This is a genomic window from Paractinoplanes rhizophilus (assembly GCF_042664765.1).
GTDB lineage: Bacteria > Actinomycetota > Actinomycetes > Mycobacteriales > Micromonosporaceae > Actinoplanes > Actinoplanes rhizophilus.
Genome location: NZ_JBHTBJ010000048.1, coordinates 32,208 through 50,531, shown reverse-complemented (window position 1 = coordinate 50,531; position 18,324 = coordinate 32,208). Strand labels below are relative to the sequence as shown.

Annotated in this window: 19 protein-coding genes; 10 read left to right on the top strand and 9 right to left on the bottom strand. The window is 70.3% G+C overall.

All coding sequences use genetic code 11. The features are described 5' to 3' along the window. Nucleotides 1-876: 876 nt before the first annotated feature. Entirely contained in the window at nt 877-3,201 is a 2,325-nt protein-coding gene (locus ACFQS1_RS35710; protein ID WP_378976565.1) for a beta-L-arabinofuranosidase domain-containing protein, read from the top strand. Here ACFQS1_RS35710 and ACFQS1_RS40710 read toward each other — a convergent pair. From ACFQS1_RS40710 to ACFQS1_RS35690, 5 genes are all read right to left on the bottom strand, one after another. Further along, nucleotides 3,194-3,400: a winged helix-turn-helix domain-containing protein gene (locus ACFQS1_RS40710; RefSeq protein WP_465263235.1), complete on the bottom strand. Its 207-nt coding sequence runs from the start codon at nt 3,398-3,400 to the stop codon at nt 3,194-3,196. The genes ACFQS1_RS35710 and ACFQS1_RS40710 overlap by 8 nt on opposite strands. Nucleotides 3,401-3,416: 16 nt before the next feature. Then, nucleotides 3,417-3,620: a hypothetical protein gene (locus ACFQS1_RS35705; RefSeq protein ID WP_378976563.1), complete on the bottom strand. Its 204-nt coding sequence runs from the start codon at nt 3,618-3,620 to the stop codon at nt 3,417-3,419. 236 nt (nt 3,621-3,856) lie between these two features. Further along, nucleotides 3,857-4,612: a ZIP family metal transporter gene (locus ACFQS1_RS35700; RefSeq protein WP_378976561.1), complete on the bottom strand. Its 756-nt coding sequence runs from the start codon at nt 4,610-4,612 to the stop codon at nt 3,857-3,859. A 167-nt stretch (nt 4,613-4,779) separates the two neighbouring features. Then, nucleotides 4,780-6,012, bottom strand: a complete 1,233-nt coding sequence (locus tag ACFQS1_RS35695) for a cellulose binding domain-containing protein (RefSeq protein ID WP_378976559.1) — start codon at nt 6,010-6,012, stop codon at nt 4,780-4,782. Between the two features lie 63 nt (nt 6,013-6,075). Continuing rightward, on the bottom strand, nt 6,076-6,987 hold the full coding sequence (locus ACFQS1_RS35690) for a PaaX family transcriptional regulator (RefSeq protein ID WP_378976557.1): 912 nt from the start codon (nt 6,985-6,987) through the stop codon (nt 6,076-6,078). Nucleotides 6,988-7,135: 148 nt separating this feature from the next. Between ACFQS1_RS35690 and ACFQS1_RS35685 the strand changes: the two genes are divergently transcribed. Beyond that, nucleotides 7,136-8,167: a methyltransferase gene (locus ACFQS1_RS35685; protein ID WP_378976555.1), complete on the top strand. Its 1,032-nt coding sequence runs from the start codon at nt 7,136-7,138 to the stop codon at nt 8,165-8,167. Nucleotides 8,168-8,210: 43 nt separating this feature from the next. Here the strand turns inward: ACFQS1_RS35685 and ACFQS1_RS35680 are convergent, their stop codons facing one another. Beyond that, nucleotides 8,211-8,585: an ArsR/SmtB family transcription factor gene (locus tag ACFQS1_RS35680; protein ID WP_378976553.1), complete on the bottom strand. Its 375-nt coding sequence runs from the start codon at nt 8,583-8,585 to the stop codon at nt 8,211-8,213. A gap of 140 nt (nt 8,586-8,725) precedes the next feature. Here ACFQS1_RS35680 and ACFQS1_RS35675 point away from each other — a divergent pair, with 140 nt between their 5' ends. Genes ACFQS1_RS35675 through ACFQS1_RS35650 form a run of 6 tightly spaced genes read left to right on the top strand, consistent with a single transcriptional unit; the run spans nt 8,726 to nt 13,678 of the window. After that, the gene (locus tag ACFQS1_RS35675) at nt 8,726-8,968 is read left to right on the top strand and encodes a hypothetical protein (protein ID WP_378976551.1); all 243 of its coding nucleotides are present in this window, start codon (nt 8,726-8,728) and stop codon (nt 8,966-8,968) included. Further along, the gene (locus ACFQS1_RS35670; RefSeq protein ID WP_378976549.1) at nt 8,965-10,179 is read left to right on the top strand and encodes a M28 family metallopeptidase; all 1,215 of its coding nucleotides are present in this window, start codon (nt 8,965-8,967) and stop codon (nt 10,177-10,179) included. The genes ACFQS1_RS35675 and ACFQS1_RS35670 overlap by 4 nt, the downstream gene beginning before the upstream one ends. A 9-nt stretch (nt 10,180-10,188) precedes the next feature. Then, the gene (locus ACFQS1_RS35665) at nt 10,189-10,521 is read left to right on the top strand and encodes an ArsR/SmtB family transcription factor (RefSeq protein WP_378976547.1); all 333 of its coding nucleotides are present in this window, start codon (nt 10,189-10,191) and stop codon (nt 10,519-10,521) included. Beyond that, nucleotides 10,518-11,024 (top strand): GNAT family N-acetyltransferase, encoded by a 507-nt coding sequence (locus tag ACFQS1_RS35660; protein ID WP_378976545.1) that lies wholly within the window; start codon nt 10,518-10,520, stop codon nt 11,022-11,024. Before ACFQS1_RS35665 ends, ACFQS1_RS35660 begins: the two co-directional genes overlap by 4 nt. A gap of 17 nt (nt 11,025-11,041) precedes the next feature. After that, on the top strand, nt 11,042-12,433 hold the full coding sequence (locus tag ACFQS1_RS35655; protein ID WP_378976543.1) for an FAD-dependent oxidoreductase: 1,392 nt from the start codon (nt 11,042-11,044) through the stop codon (nt 12,431-12,433). Nucleotides 12,434-12,439: 6 nt separating this feature from the next. Next, nucleotides 12,440-13,678, top strand: coding sequence for an MFS transporter (locus ACFQS1_RS35650; RefSeq protein WP_378976541.1), 1,239 nt, complete (start codon nt 12,440-12,442; stop codon nt 13,676-13,678). Here ACFQS1_RS35650 and ACFQS1_RS35645 read toward each other — a convergent pair. After that, on the bottom strand, nt 13,671-14,507 hold the full coding sequence (locus ACFQS1_RS35645) for an alpha/beta hydrolase (protein ID WP_378976539.1): 837 nt from the start codon (nt 14,505-14,507) through the stop codon (nt 13,671-13,673). The genes ACFQS1_RS35650 and ACFQS1_RS35645 overlap by 8 nt on opposite strands. A gap of 24 nt (nt 14,508-14,531) precedes the next feature. Between ACFQS1_RS35645 and ACFQS1_RS35640 the strand changes: the two genes are divergently transcribed. After that, nucleotides 14,532-15,407, top strand: coding sequence for an alpha/beta hydrolase fold domain-containing protein (locus tag ACFQS1_RS35640; RefSeq protein WP_378976537.1), 876 nt, complete (start codon nt 14,532-14,534; stop codon nt 15,405-15,407). 92 nt (nt 15,408-15,499) lie between these two features. After that, nucleotides 15,500-16,474, top strand: coding sequence for a TIGR03885 family FMN-dependent LLM class oxidoreductase (locus ACFQS1_RS35635; RefSeq protein WP_378976535.1), 975 nt, complete (start codon nt 15,500-15,502; stop codon nt 16,472-16,474). 816 nt (nt 16,475-17,290) lie between these two features. On the opposite strand, the gene ACFQS1_RS35630 is transcribed toward ACFQS1_RS35635, so the two are convergent. Then, nucleotides 17,291-18,001 carry a hypothetical protein gene (locus ACFQS1_RS35630; protein WP_378976533.1) on the bottom strand — a complete coding sequence of 237 codons (711 nt, stop codon included), beginning with the start codon at nt 17,999-18,001 and terminating at the stop codon, nt 17,291-17,293. Between the two features lie 147 nt (nt 18,002-18,148). Beyond that, nucleotides 18,149-18,313, bottom strand: a complete 165-nt coding sequence (locus ACFQS1_RS35625) for a hypothetical protein (protein ID WP_378976531.1) — start codon at nt 18,311-18,313, stop codon at nt 18,149-18,151. Nucleotides 18,314-18,324: the final 11 nt, after the last annotated feature.

Sequence of the window (18,324 nt, the reverse complement as noted above, 5' to 3'; positions counted from 1 at the left end):
CCTTCACACCCCTCGGGCCCGCCTTCACGCTCAACAACGACTGGCAATTCTTCATGGGCTACCGGTACGGCATCTTCAACTACGCCACCAACGCGCTCGGCGGCTCCGTCACCGTCAACCAATTCGCTGTCACCACGCCGTAGCGCCACCATCAGGGCCTGGGTCACCCGCTCGCCGGCGCCGAACGGCCGTCGGCCGCCACCCGGTGAGCGGGTCGCCCAGGTCGGTGACCGGGCATCGGTAGCGAAGGCGCTCACGAGCTGCTCCAGCACCGGTCCGGCACGGACAGCAGTCCCTGCCGGAGCGGTGCTGGTGGTCGTCCCGGAATCTCGGCCGCGGACCGCCGCGCCTGAACGTCATCGCCGGCCCTGCCGGAGCCGGGATCTGCCGGAGTTGCGCAGCCACCTCTCGGTCCGGCCTTCTACGGCGATCCGGCGAAACGCTTCACCACCTCGCGATGCGCGCCCTTCGACCTGGTCGGTGGGCGACCGGGAGTTGATGGCGGCCGTCGTGTCCGGGCCAACAAAGTGCGCCTTCGGCAACGGCACGCACACCGCGGGTCAGGCGGTACTTTGAATATTCACAGCCGGACCACCATTCGGGAAACCGTTTGCCGCAGGGTCTTTTACGCCATCTGGAAAAATGCCGTGGTGAACACCGATATGGAACGCGGCATATCCCGCCTACCTGGCCTTATGTCATCACCTTTCCTGGTCCGCGGACTATCGACCGGCGTCGGAAACAACAACTCAACGATGTTTCCTTGAGTGACGAGGGGCGCGGCCGTAACATGCCAGAAGTGGTTGTTAACGTTAACTAAGCAACCCTCTACTGCGCGGTTCCGCCCTCCCCCATCCCCATGTCTTGGAGTTCTCCATGCCTCCACCTCTGAGTCGCCGCAGCCTGCTGCAAGCCGCCGGCGCCGGCGCGCTGGCCTCCGTCGCCGGCGGCGCCGCCCTCCGGCCGGCGCAAGCAGCCGCCGCGGCCGTGATCTCGCCCGCCCGGCCGGACGTCGGTGTGTCGGCGTATCCGTTCGACCTGGGCCAGGTCAGGCTGTCGGCCGGCCGGTTCATGGACAACCAGACCCGCACCCTGAACTACCTGAGATTCGTGGACGTCGACCGTCTCCTTTACGTGTTCCGGGCCAACCACAGGTTGTCGACCAACGGAGCTCCCACGAACGGCGGCTGGGACGCCCCGAGCTTTCCGTTCCGCAGCCATATCCAGGGCCACTTCCTGACCGCCTGGGCCCAGGCGTATGCGGTGCTGGGCGATACCACATGCCGGAACAAAGCCAACTACATGGTCGCCGAACTGGCCAAGTGCCAGGCGAACAACGGCGCGGCCGGGTTCAACACCGGCTACCTTTCCGGTTTCCCCGAGTCCGACATCAACGCTGTCGAAGCGGGCACGCCGGTCGCCGTGTCCTACTACTGCATCCACAAGACGCTGGCCGGCCTGCTCGACGTCTGGCGCTGCATCGGCAACACCCAAGCTCGCGATGTGCTGCTCGCTTTCGCCGGCTGGGTGGACTGGCGCACCGGCCGGTTGAGCTACAGCCAGATGCAGACCGTCCTGAACACCGAGTTCGGCGGCATGAACGCCGTGCTGACCGACCTGTATCAGCAGACCGGGGATGCACGCTGGCTCAGCACGGCGCAGCGATTCGACCACGCCGCGATCTTCGACCCGCTCGCCGCCAACCAGGACCAGCTCAACGGCAAACACGCCAACACCAACCTCCCGAAGCTTGTCGGCGCGGCCCGCGAGTACAAGGCCACCGGCACCACCCGCTACCGCGACATCGCCGGCAACGCGTGGAACATCATCACGGCGGCGCACACGTACGTCATCGGCGGGAACAGCCAGGCCGAGCACTTCAAGGCGCCGAACGCGATCGCCGGCTACCTCACCAACGACACCTGCGAGCACTGCAACACGTACAACATGCTGAAGCTGACCCGCGAGCTCTGGTTGCTCGACCCGAGCCGGGCCGACTACGTCGACTACTACGAGCGGGCGCTGCTCAACCACCTGATCGGCGCGCAGAACCCGGCCGACAGCCACGGTCACATCACGTACTTCACCCCGCTCAAACCCGGCGGGCGGCGCGGCGTGGGCCCGGCCTGGGGCGGCGGCACCTGGTCCACCGACTACAACAGCTTCTGGTGCTGCCAGGGCACCGGCATCGAGACGAACACCAAGCTGACCGACTCGATCTACTTCTACAACGGCACGACCCTCACCGTGAACCTGTACGTGCCATCGGCGCTCTCCTGGAGCCAGCGTGGCATCACGGTCACCCAGTCCACGACGTACCCGGTCAGTGACACCACCACGCTGACGCTCTCCGGCACGATGAGCGGCTCGTGGGGCATCCGGTTCCGGATCCCGTCCTGGACCTCGAACCCGGTGATCAGCGTCAACGGCGCCGTCCAGGACGTCGCCGCGGCACCGGGCAGCTACGCGACCGTCACCCGCGCCTGGGTGGCCGGCGATGTGATCACGGTACGACTGCCGATGCGCGTGATCATGAAAGCGGCCAACGACGACGCCAATCTCCAGGCCATCACGTACGGGCCGGCGGTGCTGTGCGGCAACTACGGAAACACGACCCTGTCGGCGGCCCCGTCGCTGACCGCTTCCTCGATCACCCGGACCAGCACCGGCAGCCTCGCCTTCACCGCGACCGCGAACGGCGCCGCCGTGAACATCGGCCCGTTCCACGACGCTCAGAGCTTCAACTACGTCGTCTATTGGAACACCGGCTCCGCCGGCAGTGACAGGGTCAAGCTGGTCAACGTCGGCACCGGCCTGGTCGTCGGCGTGCGGAACATGTCCACCGCCGACGGCGGCCTGGCCGTGGCCTGGGGCGACACCGGCACCGCCGACCACAACTGGGTCCGGATCACCGACGGCACCGCAGTCCGGTTCCGTAACGTCAACAGCGGCAAGGTCCTGGGCGTCGAGAACATGTCGGGCGCCGACAACGCCCGCGTCCTGCAGTGGAGCGACAACGGCACCGCCGACCACCGCTGGACCCTGGTGCCCAACAATGACGGCTCCTACCGGATCCGCAATGTCAACAGCGGCAAGGTCCTGGCCATCCTCAACGGCTCCAGCACCTGGGGCACGCAGATCGTCCAGGAGTCGGACAACGGCAGCGCCGACAACAACTGGCGCCTGGTGGCGATCAGTTAGGCCGTGCGCGGGAACGGAAGACGGGTCCACCGATGGGTGGACCCGTCTTTGTGGCCGCCGCCGACTGGCACCACACCGCCGACCAGTGGTAGCGGAACCAGACCGGTTGGGGACCGAGCCGCATGACGAAGTCGTTGTCGAGCTCCAGGTCCTCGAGCATGCGCTGGCCGTCCCTGTCCGTGGTGATGGCGTTGACCAGGTCGGCGCACAGCTGCTCACAGATGCTGGTCTCGAACAGGAACCGGCGTTGCCGTGGCGGCCCGCCCGATCAGGACCTCATCGGTCGGGTAGTTGGCAACGCCACGGATGTCGCCGGCGAAGTCGGCGATGGAACGGACGCCGCCGGCGCCGGCGAGGAACGCTGTTGCCAGGCGCAGGCCTACGACCCAGCCGTCGGTCCGGTCGACCATCGTGGTCACGTCGTCGAGGCTCAGGGTCAGCCCGCTGGAGCAGGGCGCTCAGTTCGTCGAGGACCTGCCGGTCATCGTTGGTGTGGAAATCGTCGATCACCAGCACCGTCTGGATCCCGCAGGTAGGCCAGCGGTACTCCCCGGGGACCAGTCCGTCACGGTCGCCGGCTCCGGCCATCGGGTTGCGGTCCGCTGGAAGAACGGCGTGTGCCGTGCCGGCCATCCGAGGCCGATACTCGATACTGTTACTCACCAGCCCGGGACAGGCCGAAGGCGATCAGGAAGCCGGCCACCGTGACCAGCCCGATCAACAGGTGCGCGTTCTCGAACGCCTCGGGAATCATGGTGTCGGCGACCATCGACAGGATCGCGCCGGCGGCCAGCGCCGTCACGGCAGCCAGCGCCGCGGCCGGGGCGTCGCCGAGCAGGACGTATCCGGCGATGGCGGCGAGGCCGCTGATCACGGCGATCGCCGTCCAGAGTCCGAAAACATAGCGCGGGGTGCGGCCGGCGTGGCGCATGCCGGCGGCGCTGGACAAGCCTTCGGGCACGTTGCTGATGAAGACCGCGGTAACGGTGACCGCGCCGACGGCGCCGCCGCCCAGCAGGCTGGCGCCGATGACGATCGATTCGGGGATTCCGTCGAGCAGGGCGCCCAGTGCGATGGCCATCCCGGATCCGGCCTGCTGCTTCTCGGATGGCTGTTGCTCGCCGGATCGTTTGCGGTGCCGGGCGCCCCGCCGGGCGAGCAGCACGTTGCAGCCGGTGTAGGCGAGCGCCCCGGCGACGGCGCCGAGCACTGTGGGTGTCATCCCGCCGCGTTCGTCCGCCTTGGCGATGAGCTCGAAGGCGACCGCGGAGAGGAGCACACCCGCGCCGAAGCCCATCACCGAAGCGACAATGTCACGCGGCACCTTGGCGAGGTAGCCGACGGCCGCGCCGACCAGCAGCGCTGAGCCGGCCAGCAGGCCCCATCCCCCGGCTTGCAGCCACTGCGGCATGGCGATGCGATCTCCTTCTGAGCCCCTCATCCGTTGGAGAACTGGTTCCCGCACTCGTTGCAGATAACCATCTTTGCGCTATGCAATTGTTGACCGTGACGTGGGCCAGTCAGCTGGATGGGCGACGCGGCCACGAACCTGCCCGATAGCCGACGGCGGCCGATCGGTCAGCTCGCGGAGCAGGTGGCGGTGGCTCCGGCGCCCGTTCCGGTGCCCTGGAATCCGAAGCTGGCGGTCTGGCCGGGGGCCACCTGGCCGTTGTACGACTGGTTCGCCAACGTCACCGTGCCGCTCGTGCCGGTGTTGACGGCGTTCCAGACCGAAGCGATCGCCGCTCCGCCGGGCAGGGTGAGGGTGACCCGCCAGCCGTTGAGCCCGGCGCTTCCCGCGGTGACCACGACGCCGGCGACGAATCCGCCGGGCCACTGGTCCTGCACCGTGTACGCCGCGGTGCAGCCCGGGGTGCCGGACGGCGAGGAGGGCGGTGTGGACGGCGAGGAGGGCGGTGTGGACGGCGAGGACGGCGTGACCGGTGGCGTGGTCGGCGGGTTGCCGTCGCCGAGGGTCAGGTTCTTCTGCTGGACCTGCCATTGGGTGTGGCACAGGCCGCAGTCGGAGCCGACGAAGTTGGCGCCGGCGGTGAGGTCGCCCTTCAGCCGCCACTTCAGGTACAGCACCGCCACCCGGCCGAACTCGCCGCCGTTGACCTGGTCGTACGTGCCGCCGTGCCCGACGTTCAGGTTGCCCATGAAGGCGGGCAGCCCGGACGGCAGCTTGCCCCAGTCGTCGATGGCGTTCGGGTAGGCGATGTCGCTGGGCCCGCCGATGAAGTAGGCGATCGGCTTGGTCAGCCGCGCGAGCTGATAGTCGTCGGCGTCGTTCAGCAGGCCGCTGCTGAAGATCAGCGTGGTGGTGATCCGCGAGTCGTTGGAGACGGCGTACGCCTCCAGGCCGCCGCACGACCAGCCGCCGACCGCGACCTTGCTGGTGTCCAGCCGGCCGTAGTATTTGCTGCTCGACCGGGAGTTCTCGGCGAACGCCCAGTCGATGGACTGGGTGAGCATCGACGACGTGGTGGATCCGGATCCGTTCGGCGCGCCGTTCGCGATGACCAGGAAGCCGTACGAGGAGATCTCCCGCAGGAAGTTGATCTGCCCGGTGCCGTTGGCGGCGCAGCCCCCGTTGCCCCACACGAAGATGGGCATGCGCTCGGCCGGCAGGCTCGACGGCCGGTAGATGGTGTGGTTGGACAGGCTCGGCGAGGTCTCGTAGTCGGCGGGATAGGGCCCGGAACCACCGGCTGCCGCGTCGGCCGGCGACGCGCCGATGGTCAGCACGATGGCGGCGACCGAGACGACGATGGTTGCCAATCCCGTACCGATCCTGGTCCTTGTTCTCATCCCGGCCTCCCTCATCATGCAGTTACTATTACCGCAGTAACGAGAAGTGTCAATCGATGAGCGTCACTGGGCCGTGAAGAAGGTGATCCATGAAGCGGCGTCCGGCCAGTGCGGTGTCGCCACCTCGACGAGGCGCTCCCGAGCCGGCGAGCCGAGCGCGGCATGGATCTCCAGGAACGTGTCCCGGGCCTGCCGGCGAGGCCAGGGCGCCGGCAGCAGATGCTCGGGCAGGTCCGGGTCGATCTCGGGGAAGCGCCGCCACGAATCCATCACGGAGGTCCGGGCCACCAGCGCCCGGGCCGCGTCCACCCGGCCGTCGCGCACGGCCACCCGCAGGTCCGCGTACCGCTCGATGAAGTTCCGGTACGACGACGCGAGACCGGCCAGGTCGTAAGCGGCGGCCGGGCCGTGCGGGCCGGCCTCCTCGTCGAAGCGGACATGCATGACCGACCAGCGGGCTCCCCCGACATCGTGCAGGGTTCGGCTGAGCGCCGTGCGCACCGCCTCGGCGTCGGTGCCCGGGCGGATCCACACGCTGTCGTACAGACCCACGAGCCCCAGGGCGCTCAGCGCCTTGCGCACCGCATGGCGGGACGCCTGGCGGGAGCTCGGGATCGAGAAGGACGCCATCGTCCAGTCGCCGCTCCACTGCGGCGGACGCGCGCCGAAGCTCAGGAAGCGCCGCATGTGGGTGTGATGACTGGCGATCGCCGCGGCCGTGAGGTGATAGACCGGCACGCGGCCGTCGCCCCGCGCCACGATCAGGCCGCGCCTGGTCAGCCGGGACAGGGCGGACCGGGCGCTGGATTCGCTGATCCCGAACTCCCCCAGGATGGCGATCACCGCCGCCGACGGCAGGGCGGCATCCGCCGAGTCGAGGTATTCACCGAGCACGGTGGCGAGCAGATGCTGCGGGCTGGGCCCGGTCTGCGATCGCGGAACCGGGACGTCGATCGTTCGCTGTTCGCCGCTCACCGCACCAGGATGCCCTGCCCGTGCCGCGGTGGCCGGTGTCGGGGATCCCGGGGAACTTGGTCTGTCCGTCGTGGCCAAATTTGGACCTGTCAAGGCTACCAAGCTGTCCGTAGCGTCGGAGCGGAGCATCCCGATATTGGAGGATTTCATGACTACGGACACCGGAAACGCTTTGTCGCCGGTCCCGTTGATGCAGTTGGCGACCGGTTTCTGGGCCTTCAAGACGCTCGCCGCCGCGCACGAGCTCGACCTGTTCTCCCGCCTGTCCGGCACGACCGGCACGACGGTCGCGGAGCTGGCCGAGGCGCTCGCGATCGAGGAGCGACCGGCGGACATGCTGCTCACCGGGTGCGCCGCGCTCGGGCTGCTGGACAAGAACGACGGCCGCTACGTCAACGGCCCGCTGGCCGAGGAGTTCCTGGTCCGCGGCAAGCCCTACTACTTCGGCGGCTTCGTGCAGATGCTCGACCAGCGGCTGTACCCCGGGTGGGGCAGGCTGACCGAGGCGATCCGCACGAACCGCCCGACCACCTGGGATCCGGACCGGCAGAGCTCGATGTTCGACGACGAGGATCCCCAGCTGCTGACGGTGTTCTGGGAAGCGATGCACTCGCTGTCGACCTTCACCGCCCGCGCGCTGGGCCAGGCCGCCGACCTGAGCGGCGCGCGCCGGCTGCTCGACGTCGGCGGCGGCTCCGCGGCGTTCGACATCGAGTTGTGCCGGCTCTATCCCGGCCTGACCGCGACGGTCTACGAGCTGCCGAAGGTCGCCGACATCGCCGCCGCGAAGGTCAAGGAGGCCGGTCTGGCGGACCGGATCGAGACGGTGACCGGTGACTTCTTCGCCGAGTCGCTGCCCGGCGGGCACGACACCATCCTGCTCTCGATGATCCTGCACGACTGGGCGCCGGACCGCGGCCGCGCGATCCTGCGCAAATGCTGGGCGGCGCTGCCGAGCGGCGGTCGGGTGATCATCGCCGAGCTGCTGGTCGACGACGAGCGGACCGGACCGCCGCCGGCGGCTCTGATGAGCCTCAACATGCCGGTGGAGACCGAAGGCCGCAACTACACCCCGGCCGAGTACCAGGCGTGGCTGCGCGAATCGGGCTTCGAGGACGTCCGCACGGTGTGGTTCGAGGCGGCGGGAGCGAACGGCGCGGTGATCGGGAGGAAACGATGAATCCGGGCCAGGCTCGGTGACGGCGAGTTGATCGCGACCTCGACTAGCTTTCGTCGTCGCCCGGGGCGAGCAGGGTGGCCAGCTGGCGCATCAGTCCGGGCCGGGCGCGGTAGTACACCCAACTCGCGCGGCGTTCGGCGTCGACCAGGCCGGCGTCGCGCAGGGTCTTGAGGTGGTGGGAGATCGTCGAGCCGGACACCTCGAACGACGGGGTGAGGTCGCACACGCAGATCTCCCCGCCCGGGGCCGAGGCGATCATCGACATCAGCTGCAGCCGGACCGGGTCGCCGAGGGCCTTGAATGCGGGCGCGAGCTGCAGGGCCGTGGCCGGCTCAACCCGCTGGGCGGCCATCGGCGGACAGCACGGGGTCTGCGTGGCCGGGGGCAGCAGGTCTGCCGTGGCGGCTGGTTTCGACATGCGTCGAGCTTGACATGCATCGAATCCGCGTGCAAACCTCGGTTTCGACAAACGTCAAATCCGACGGTTGTCGAAACCACGATCCGGGAGGCCGTCATGATCCGCTGGCTCATCCCGCATCCTCGCCGAGGAGAAAGCTCATGAGCGACACCGGCACCACCACCGTCGGCGGCGGCTTCGCCGGCGACCCGGCCGACGCCCTCGCGGTGACCGGCACCAGCGGCTGCTGCGGCAACCCACCCCAGACCACTCTCACGCTCCAGGAGCCGGTTGCGGGTGGGCCCTGTTGCGGCACCCAGGCCGAGGCCGCCGCGGAGAGCTCGTGCTGCGGCAGCGCGGCCAAATCCACCGCCGTCGCCACCGGCCAGGGCTGCTGCGGATGACCACCGGCCTCGACGCCCTGCTCGCCCAGGTCGACCCGGCGCGAATGACCGCGACCGTCACCCAGCTCGCGAGTGCGGCGTTCGCCGGGCGGCGCACCGGATCAGCGGGCGGCATCGCCGCGCGAGACTGGCTCCGCGATCACCTGACGGGCCTCGACGCGGACGTGAGCACTGACCCGTTCGCAGTCCGGGCCGTGCCCGAGATACATGCCGCGGCCGGGGCGATCTGGCACGACGGGGCTGTCGCACGCGGGCTGGCGTTCGGCCGGCAGGTGACGCCGCATCTCGCCTCGGCTTACCTGCCGGGCCGGCGGCGCGGTGATCTCGGGATTGCCGGGGCCGGCGATCCCACCGGGCGGTGGCTGCTGGTGCCGGCGTCGATGTCGCTGTTCGACGCGTACGGGCAAGCGGGCTCCGCGACCGGGCTGCTGATCGCACGCCCGGTGGACGCCGACGGCTGGCACTACACCCTCCTCGCCGGCCCCGACCCCGGCCCCCTGCCGGTCCTGACGCTCGACCCGGCCACGCACGCCGCGATGGTCGAGAGCGCGGGCGCCGGCCGGGGATGGCTCGAAGCCTCGGCGCCGATCCGCCGCGCCGACGTCACCGCGGCCAACCTTCACGGCCACTGGGGCGCGAACGACGGCGGTCTCCTGCTGACTGCGCATTACGACGGCGTCGGTGACCTTCCGGGGCTGCGGCAGCCCGCCGCATCCGACAATGCCTCCGGCGTCGCGGTCATTCTCGAAGCCGCCCGCGTGCTCGCACCCGTCATGCCGGCCGAGCTCGCCATCGCGGTGCTGGACGCCGAGGAGATCGGTGCCCTCGGCTCCGCCCACCACGCCGCCCGGCTCCGGCAGGCTGCCCTGCGGCCGTCGGTCATCAACGTCGACGGCGCCGGACGGCTGGGCGCCGCCGCCGCGGTCGAGGCCGGTGGTCCCGCGCACGCCCTGCTCGCCGTGCTCGATCAGGCGGGACGGCACACCGGCGTGCCGCTCGCGCCGGGGCCGATGGCCTCCGACAACCGCCGGTACGCCGCCGCCGGGTTCGCCGCGATCGGTATCGGGGCCGGCATGGGCGGCTACCACAGTCCCGCCGACACCCCGGACCGCGTCGACCCGGTCACCCTCGCCGCCGTGTGCCGCCTCGTGGTCGCCACCGCCTGGCTGGCGAGCGGTAAGCTTTCATCGTTGATCGGCGATAGACGATGAAGAGGGTGGATGGTGGCCGACCTGCTCGACCGCGCGACCGCGGAGACGTACGCGTCCTGGTTCCGGGCCCTCGCGGACCCGTCACGGGTGCAGATCGTGGAGTACCTGGCCCGGCAGGCGCGACCGATGCCGGTCGGCGAGATCGTCGCCGCCGTGGCACTGGCGCAGTCGACCGTCTCGCAGCACCTGAAGGTGCTTGCCGACGTGCGGTTCGTGCTGATCGAGGCGGTGGGCAACGCCCGCCACTACCGGATCAACACCACCTGCATCGACTGCTTCCCGTCCGCCGCCGACGTCGTCATGGGCCGCCCGGCCCCGACCGCGCCCGGAGGCTGCGCATGAGTGACCTGACGATCCGGCCGATGACGGCCGCCGACGCCGACGCGGTGCTGGCCATCTATCAGGCCGGTCTGCACGGCGGGGACGCCAGCTTCGAGCACACCGCGCCGGATTGGGCGGCCTTCGACGCGAGCAAACTGCCCGCACACCGCCTGGTCGCCGTCGACGACGCCGGCGTCGTGCTCGGCTGGGTCGCGGTCTCCCCCGTGTCCGGCCGGGCCGTGTACGCCGGGGTGGTCGAGCATTCCGTCTACGTCGACCCCGCCGAACGGGGGTGCGGGGTCGGCCGGGCGCTGCTCGACGCGCTGATCGACTCCACCGAGCGGGCCGGGATCTGGACGATCCAGTCCGGCATCTTCCCCGAGAACACCGCCAGCCTCGCCCTGCACCGGGCCGCCGGGTTCCGCACCGTCGGCGTCCGCGAGCGGGTCGGCCGGCACCGAGCCCAGGACAACCGATGGCGCGACGTCGTGTTCATCGAACGCCGCAGCCCTCTCATCGACTAAATCCCAGGAGACCTCTCGTGACCACCCAGCTCGACCACCTGCCGATCGCCGTCATCGGCGCCGGACCCGTGGGCCTTTCCGCCGCCGCCCACCTCGCCGAGCGCGGCCTGCCCTTCGTCGTCCTCGAAGCCGGCGCCAAACCCGCAGCCGCGGTCCGCGAATGGGGGCACGTCCGGCTGTTCTCACCCTGGCGTTACAACATCGACGCCGCCGCCGCGAAGCTGCTCGCCGACGCCGGCTGGGCCCGGCCCGACGACGAGGAACTGCCCACCGGTGCGCAGCTCGCCGACGACTACCTCCAGCCGCTCGCCGACCTGCCCGCCCTCCGGCCGCACATCCGCTACAACGCGCGCGTCGCCGCGGTGACCCGGGCCGGACTCGACCGGCTGCGCACCGCCGGCCGCGCGGACACGCCGTTCCTGATCCGGCTCGCAACCGGGGAGGACATCCTGGCCCGCGCGGTGATCGACGCCTCCGGCACCTGGCACACCCCGAACGTGCTCGGCGCCGCGGGCATCCCCGCCCACGGCGAGGACTCTGCCGAGGCGTACGTCAGCAATGCTCTCCCGGACGTCCTGGGCCGCGACCGTGACCGGTTCGCGGGCCGTCGGGTCCTGGTCGTGGGCGCCGGGCACTCGGCCGCCAACACGCTGCTGTCGCTGGCGAAACTGCCCGGCACCACGGTCACCTGGGCGATCCGGTCGAGCTCGCCGGGGCGCACCTACGGCGGCGAGACCGCCGACGCGCTGCCCGCCCGCGGCGCGCTCGGCGGCCGGCTGCGCGAGCACGTCGAATCCGGCGCGATCACCCTGCTCACCGGGTTCGGCATCCAGCGTCTCGCCATCGTCGAGGACGGCGTCGAGGTGTCCGACGGCACGCGCACGGTCGTGGTGGATCGCATCGTGTCGGCGACCGGCTTCCGGCCCGACCATGCGATCGTGTCCGAGCTGCGCCTCGACCTCGACCCGATCATGGGATCGACCCGGGCACTCGCGCCGCTGATCGATCCCAACGAGCACTCCTGCGGCACCGTCCCGCCGCACGGCGTCGACGAGCTGACCCAGCCCGAGCCGGGGTACTACGCGATCGGGGTCAAGTCCTACGGCCGGGCGCCGACGTTCCTGCTCGCCACGGGATACGAGCAGGCCCGGTCGGTGGTCGCGGCGTTGGCCGGCGACTGGGTCGCCGCCCGCGACGTGCAACTCGACCTGCCCGAGACCGGCGTCTGCAACAGCGACCCCGTCCTCGCCACCGACGGCGGCGGCTGCTGCGGCACACCCGCGGCGACCGCCGAACCCGTCGCCGTCGGCCTGGCCACCGGCATCTCGGGCGGACTGCTGCGCTCCCCGCTGACCGTCATCGACGTGCCCGCCGGCTCCGGCGAGCAGGCCGGCGGCTGCTGCGGCTGACCGGCCATGCACAATCCCGCGCCGGGCCGGCGGATGGTGGCGGTCTTCGCGGTCACCCAAACCATCGGGTACGGCTGCCTGTACTACAGCTTCGCCGTCCTGCTCCACCCGATCGCCGCCGGCCTGCACGCCTCCCCGGCCGCGGTCACCGGCGCGCTCACCACCGCCGTGCTCGCCTGGGCGGCCATGGCCGTACCGGTCGGGCGCTGGCTCGACCGGCACGGCGGCCGCGCCCTGATGACCCTCGGCTCGGCCGCCGGCGCCGGGCTGCTGGTGGCCTGGTCCCAGGTGCAGACGCTGTGGCAGTTGTACGTCGTGTTCGCCGGGCTCGGCGCGGCGATGGCAATGGCCCTCTACGACGCGGCCACCGCCGTCATCGTGTCCTGGTTCGACGCCGAGCGACGGCCCCGGGCGCTGCTCGCGATGATCGTGGTCGCCGGGTTCGCGAGCACCATCTTCATGCCGCTGACCGGGCTGCTCAACGACCGCTACGGCTGGCGCACCACCCTGCTGCTGCTCGCCGCCGGCTACGCCGCGATCGCCGTCCCGCTGCACGCCGCCGTCGTGCGCCGCCCACCACCCGGCGCGCTCCCGGCCGGACCGGCGGACCCGGCGCGGCGGCGAGCCCTCATCCGGGCCGCGACCCGCGACGGCCGGTTCTGGTGGCTGGCTGTCGCGTTCGTCGCGCACGCCGCCGCGATGAGCACCATGACCGTCCACCTCGTCGGGTTCCTGGCCGGCAAGGGACATCCGGCCACCTTCGCCGCTACCGTCGCCGGGTTGCTCGGCGTTCTTTCCGTCACCGGACGACTCGTTCTCACCGCCGCCCAACGGCGCCTGCGTCTGTCCGGTGTGGTCGCCGTCGTCTTCACCGTGCAGGCCGCCGCGGCGCTCTGCCTGCCCTGGGCCGGCGCGACCAGGCCGGGCGCAATCCTCGGGGTGATCGGCTTCGGCATCGGATTCGGCGTGGCCAGCCTCGCCGGCCCGGCCCTGCTGGCCGAGCGCTATGGCACCACCGCGTACGCCAGCATCGCCGGCACCCTGGCCGCGCCCGTCACTCTCGCCAAGGCCGCCACACCGCTGGCCGCGGCCGTGCTCTACACCAGCGCCGGCAGCTACGTGCCCGTGCTCGTCACCGTCGGCGGGCTGTGCCTGCTGGCCGCGCTCGGCATCCTCGCCCGGGCGAGCTCACCGTTCGCCGGGTCCGATCACGCCGCACCACTTCGCGCCGCCGGGGTCAGCTGACGCCGGCGGCCAGCTCGGCAACCGCGTCGATGAGCTCGGCGCCGTCGAGCAGGGACGCGTCGTTGTGACCGGCGCCGTCGACCGCCACGACCCGCACGGGTCCCGCGGCCTTGGCGGCCACGGCCAGACTTTGCCGCGGCGGCACGATCGCATCGGCCGTGCCGTACACAATCAGGGTGGGCGCCGCAACCCGCGCGACCACCTCGGCCACCGGGAAGCGGTCGCGGGCCAGCAGGCGCACCGGCAGGAACGGATAATGCTCGCGGCCCACCGCGGCCAGATCGCTGAACGGCGACCGCAGGATCAACCCGGCGGGCGGGTGTTTCGCCGCCAGCGCCGTCACCACCGCCGCGCCGAGGCTCTCGCCGTAGTACAGCAGGCGTTCGGCCGGTATGCCGGCCTGCTGCAGGAGGAAGGCCCGCGCCGCCTCGACGTCACGGGCCAGGCCGTCCTCGCTCGGGCTGCCGGGATTGCCGCCGTAGCCGCGGTATTCGACCAGCAGCACGGTGAGGCCGCGGCCGGCCAGGGCGGCGGCGAGCGGGGCCCGAGCCAGCCTGTGGCCGGCGTTGCCCGGCGCGACCAACACCGCCAAGGGCCGGCCGGGCGTCTGCGGTGGCGGTTCGATCAGCCAGGCGGTCAGCGACAACCCGTCGGTGGTGCGCAGGGTGACGTCGCGCGCGCCGGGAATCACCCGGTCCGCCGCCGGCGGCGACGACCGGTCCGGGAAGTAGATCAGGCGCCGTTGAAACAGCCAGGCCGCGGCGGCGAGCAGGGCGCACAGCACGAGTACGGCGAGCAGAACGCGCGCGAGGGTCGACACCTTGGGCATCGTCTCATTGGACAAGTAGCCGAGATGAGTACGTCGCGATTCCTTTCGGGTACGTTCCTGGTCTGTACTGGCATGGACGCGATCAAGCAGATGTACGCCCGTTGGGCTGCCGGGGACATGGGCGACGATGACCAGTGGGGTGACGTGACGGCCGAGCCGCGCGGCTTGGACTACGCGGAGGTGTCGGCGGGCGGTGTCCCGGCGATGTGGCTGGTTCCGCACCGCGCGGATCCTGACCGGGTGATTGTCGCGCTGCACGGCGGCGGCTTCGTCGGAGGGTCGCTCTACACGCACCGCAAGATGTATGGGCATCTCGCGAAGGCGGCCGGCGTACGGGTGCTGCTGGCCACCTACCGGCTGGCTCCCGAGTTCCGCTATCCGGCCCAGATCGAGGACGCCGTCACGGCGTTCCGGTGGGCGGCGGAGTCCGCCCGGGTGGTGGCGCTTGCCGGTGATTCCAGCGGCGGTGGCCTGGCCGTGCAGGTCGCCCTCCGAGAGCCGGGTGCGGCCGCGCTGGTGCTGCTGTCGCCGTGGATCGACATGGACCCGGCGCAGACCGCGACATCCTACGAGGCGAACGCCGGAACCGATCTGTTCTTCACCCGGCCGATGGTGCAAGCTCTGATCCGGCAGTATCTGCCCGAGGGGACGAACGGTCTGGCGCCGCAGGTCAACGCCTTCCACGCGGACCTGTCCACCTTGCCGCCGGTCTACGTGCAGTGCGGCGCCGACGAGAGTGGCCGGGGCGACAGTGAGCGCCTCGCGAAGCTGACCGGCGCCAGGCTGGACATCTTCGACGGGCAGCTGCACACCTTTCAGATGGCCGCCGGGCGCGCACCGGTCGCCGACGAGGCGATCAGCAGGCTGGCCGCATGGGTGCGCCCGAAGCTGGGGCTCTGACCGAGGCGTTCGAGGCCGAGCTTCGGTCGATGCGTCGGGTGGGAGGTCGGTAGTTTGGTTGCGGAAGTGGAGGCAGGGGTATCGGCACGGGTATGACCGAGTACGGAATCCATGCTTCGCACGAGCAGATCCCGCCGGCCGACCTTCTCAGCGCCGTGATCGCGGCCGAACGGCACGGTTTCGAGGCCGCGATGTGCTCAGACCACTTCTCGCCCTGGAGCAGCCGGCAGGGTGAGTCCGCGTTCGCCTGGTCGTGGCTGGGTGCCGCGCTGCAGGCCACAAACCTCTCGTTCGGCGTGGTCAACGCGCCGGGCCAGCGCTACCACCCGGCGATCGTCGCGCAGGCGATCGGAACCCTCGCTGCGATGTTCCCGGGGCGGTTCTGGGCGGCGCTGGGCAGCGGCGAATACAGCAACGAGCACATCACCGGGGGGCCGTGGCCGCGCAAAGAGGTACGGGAGGCACGGCTGCTGGAGTCGGTGGAGGTCATCCGCGCGCTGCTGGCCGGCGACGAGGTCACCCGGGACGGCCTGATCACCGTGGACCGCGCCCGGTTGTGGACCCGCCCGGCCGAGCCGCCGCCGCTGATCGGGGCCGCGGTGAGCACGAAGACCGCCGCCTGGTGCGCGGGGTGGGCCGATGGGCTGGTCACCGTCAACGCCCCGGCCGAGCACCTGCGCACGATGATCGCTTCGTACCGGGACGCGGGTGGCCGCGGGCCGGTCTGCCTGCAGGTGCATCTGAGCTGGGCGCCGACCGAGGACGAGGCCGAGGCGATCGCCCACGACCAGTGGCGCAGCAACGTCTTCCGGCCGCCGGTCTGCTGGGACCTCGAGACGGTGGAGCAGTTCGACGTGATCAGCGAGAACGTGACGATCGAGCAGGTGCGCCAGGTGGTCAACGTTTCCGCGGACCTCGAGGCACACACCGAATGGCTACGCGGGTACTCGTCGCTCGGCTTCGACCGCATCTACCTGCATCACGTCGGGCAGGATCTGATGCCGTTCATCGAGACCTTCGGCGCCAAGGTATTGCCGGCTCTGCGTCAGCAAGCGCCGCAGACGTAGAACCGGTAAGGAACCACCGCCGACGGCGCGAACGGGGGGCGCTCCCAACTCTTGAGCGGCTGCCCACCGCGGCCGGCGGCGTCTCCGCCACGCACCCACAATGGCCGGCCCTTTCCCGAAACCAGTTGCGGCATGGTCTCGCCGGGGCCCGCCGGACCGGAACCGCCGCGACAACCGCCGGCTCGGATTCAGTGGCCTGGCCACCGGCACCGATACCGAGGCCGGGCTGGCGTCCCACCGCGCCCCGTTCCGCGACGGCGGTCTCCGGCACGGTCTGCTCCGGCATGCTGGGCGTCGACTCCGACCGGACTAGCGGCCGGCTGTTTGCCTGCTCGGACATTGCGGACGCCGACGCTGCGGCGTCGCGATCGTGCCAGGCGGCCATCAATTCCTCATCGCTCGGGATGTGGCCGTAAATCGAGCGCAGCTTCCGCGCGTGGCGTTGTGTCATGCCCCAAACGCGATGCCGCTGATGCTCCCGGCGGAATTCCTCGGCCTCGGCGGAATAGTTGCGGCGCTTCGTGGTGTCGCGCATCGTCGCCAATTGCGCCGTGGTGAACAACTGCAGCTGCCGCATGAACCATTTTCCCGCAGATCGACCCCGCCCCGCCATTTTCGATCATCCCAGCCGGCAATGAGTTTCACGGGATCTGAAGATTCCAAGGCATTCAGCTGAATGGCGAACAAACGGACAGCAACCAAACTGTCATGCCGCTGACCGTGCGCGGACCAGTGGCTCAGCGCGCGGGTAACGGTGAGGTGCGAAGCCCGAAGAGAAGCCGTTTGCGCTGGTCGTGAGTGACCGCTGCCTCGGGCTCAGCTGCTCCGGATGACGGTCGCCATGTCGACGACCTCGGTCGCGGCGGGGTCCTCGATCTCGGCGGAGGTTGTCCCGAAGCCGCTGAAGTCGGCGACGGCGCCGTGGCCGAAGTCCCAGCGGATCGGGTATGGCTCACCAGTCGTCGCCACCGAGATGTGCGTCAGGTCATTGCGGCTGTCGAGCACCGTGATGGTGGGAACCCCGCTGACGTCCTTGCGTTCGCCCAGTGACATGTGGCGCGGGACCGCGCCGTTCAGCGCATTTCGTTCCGCAAAGGCGAACGCGCCGTCCAGGCCCGAGGTGTGGATCAGGTCGTCGCGTTTCGCTACCTTGATCCACCGGCCGTGCGCGTATTCGGTGTAGGCATGCGCCCGCTCGGGCTGGTCGAACCAATTGCTCCAGAACGCCTCGTCGGGGGCGACGTAGTAATTCGCGCCGACCTTGAGGATCTCGGACTTTCCATCCGCCTTCGTGACGGTTCCGCGGAGGTCCGTTCCGACGACGGCGATCGTGGTCGACGTCTGCAGGTTGCCGTTGTCGGTGTGAATGTCGACTCGGTATGACGGCACTGTCTTCAGAGCCGCGAGCGACTTCTCCATCACCGTGGCCGGCGGAAGTTCGGTGATGCCGTTCCCGGCCGGTGTGTCGCCGTCGCCGCTGCAGCCGGCGAGCAGCAGCATCGCCGCCGCGACGACGGCGGCTCTCATCGACGTTCTCATTCTGTTCGCGCCCCGTGGTGTCGTGCCGCCATGTGTGGAGGCACGACGTTAGCCGTCTCGCGAACGGCGCGCGGGCCGGGGTAGGCGTGCCATCCCCACGGCGGGAGCAAGCGGTAGCAGCGAGCCGGCACGCGGTCAGATGGCGTCCTGGTCCAGGGCTCGCTGCATGCGGGCGATCGCGTCGCGCACGATCTGCCGCTCCTGGGTGGTCAGCTCGGCGAGGCGGTACTCCACGATCCAGGCGATCCTTGGCAGATCGTGGATCAGCCACGGGGTGAGCCGCTCTTGTTCGATCGTCATGCAACTGAGTG